This is a genomic window from Bradyrhizobium sp., from assembly GCF_049691595.1.
Classification (GTDB): domain Bacteria; phylum Pseudomonadota; class Alphaproteobacteria; order Rhizobiales; family Xanthobacteraceae; genus Bradyrhizobium.
Genome location: NZ_JBAVNZ010000403.1, coordinates 1 through 1,931, shown reverse-complemented (window position 1 = coordinate 1,931; position 1,931 = coordinate 1). Strand labels below are relative to the sequence as shown.

The following is a 1,931-nucleotide window of genomic DNA, read 5'->3' as shown; positions in this document are numbered from 1 at the left end:
AGCCCGACCTTGTCGGCGAGTTCCTGCATGGTCATGCGGCCGTCGGATTGCAGCAGGCCGAGGATCTTGCGGTCGATGGCGTCCAGGGCGGGCATTGGGATAAACTCATGCAAATGGGCGAGAGAGTGGTAATTTATCCCAAAATCTGGCGGTATGTCGCGAGTATTTGAGATTTCTGGCAATGGCAGGTCCGCTAAAATCGGCGCATTGCCCAATCGTGCCCGGAGCATTGCCATGCCGATCGAGCCCGCACGCCTCGAACTATTGTCCGCACTGGCCCGCAAGGTGCTGTGGCTGTCGTCCTGGACCATCCACCACGCCAACCATATCCGCCCCAATGCCGATGGCCTGAAGGTCGGCGGCCACCAGGCCTCGTCGGCGTCGCTCGCCAACATCATGTCGGCGCTGTATTTCGCGGTGCTGCAGCCGCAGGACCGCGTCGCGGTCAAGCCACATGCGAGCCCGGTGTTCCACGCCATCCAGTATCTGTTCGGGCATCAGACCCGCGACCGGCTGGAAAATTTCCGCGGTTTCAAGGGCGCGCAATCCTATCCGTCGCGCACCAAGGATGCCGACGATGTCGATTTTTCCACCGGCTCGGTCGGCCTCGGCGTCGCCCAGACCCTGTTCTCCTCGCTGGTGCAGGATTACGTGAAGGCACATGGCTGGATGAAGGAGCGTCCCGAGGGGCGGATGATCGCGCTGGTCGGCGACGCCGAAATGGACGAGGGCAATATCTTCGAGGCGCTGCTGGAAGGCTGGAAGCACGGCCTGCGCAACACCTGGTGGGTCGTCGATTACAACCGCCAGAGCCTTGATGCCGTGGTGCGCGAGGGGTTGTGGGAAAAATTCGAATCCATGTTCCGCAATTTCGGCTGGGACGTGGTGATCGTGAAATATGGAAAGCTGATGCAGGCGGCGTTCGCGGAAGCCGGCGGCGACGCCTTGAAGCGATGGATCGACGCCTGCCCCAACCAGATGTACGCCGCGCTGTGCTTCCAGGGCGGCGCGGCGTTCCGAAAGCATCTGCGCGACGAGATCGGCGATCAGGGGCCGGTGTCACGACTGATTGAAAGGCGCAGCGACGACGAATTGCTGGCGCTGATGTCCAATTTGGGCGGACATGACATGGCCAGCATGTGCGAGGCGTTCGAGGCGATCGATCACGACCGGCCGGTCTGCTTCATCGCCTACACCATCAAGGGCGTCGGCCTGCCGATGCAGGGCCACAAGGACAACCACGCCGGCCTGATGACGATGGCGCAGATGGAAAAGTGGCGCGCGGCGCAGAACATCCGCCCCGGTCATGAGTGGGAGAGGTTCGAGGGATTGCCGCAGGACCCCGCGAAGCTCGAGGCCTTCCTGGCGGCGGCGCCGTTCAACCGCGACGGCCGCCGGCGCCTGACCGCGCCGGTCATCGAGGTGCCCCAGCACTTGCCGTTCAAGCCGGCGGCGCAGATGTCGACCCAGCAGGGTTTTGGGCTCGTGCTCCATGAACTCGCCCGCGGCGACAGCGAACTGGCGGCGCGGATCGTCACCGCGTCGCCCGATGTCACCGTCTCGACCAATCTCGGCGCCTGGGTCAACCGCCGCGGGCTGTTCGCGAAGGCGGAAAATGCCGACCTGTTCCGGCAGGAAAAAATCCCGTCGACCTTCAACTGGGATTTTTCGCCGCGGGGACAGCACATCGAGCTCGGCATCGCCGAGATGAACCTGTTCATCCTGATGTCGGCGCTGGGGCTGTCGCATGCGATCAACGGCGAACGGCTGCTGCCGGTCGGAACGCTGTACGATCCCTTCATCGAGCGCGGCCTCGATGCGCTGAACTATGCCTGCTATCAGGATGCGCGTTTCATGGTGGCGGCGACGCCCTCCGGCATCACGCTGGCGCCGGAGGGCGGCGCGCACCAGTCGATCGCGACGCCTTTGAT

Annotated in this window: 2 protein-coding genes; one reads left to right on the top strand and one right to left on the bottom strand. The window is 63.6% G+C overall.

Annotated features, from left to right (window positions below; all coding sequences use genetic code 11):
• The coding region (locus WCE35_RS17295; RefSeq protein WP_424594549.1) for an AsnC family transcriptional regulator at nt 1-95 on the bottom strand (95 nt) is incomplete at its 3' end.
• A 139-nt stretch (nt 96-234) separates the two neighbouring features.
• Here WCE35_RS17295 and WCE35_RS17290 point away from each other — a divergent pair.
• The coding region (locus tag WCE35_RS17290; protein WP_424594548.1) for a transketolase at nt 235-1,931 on the top strand (1,697 nt) is incomplete at its 3' end.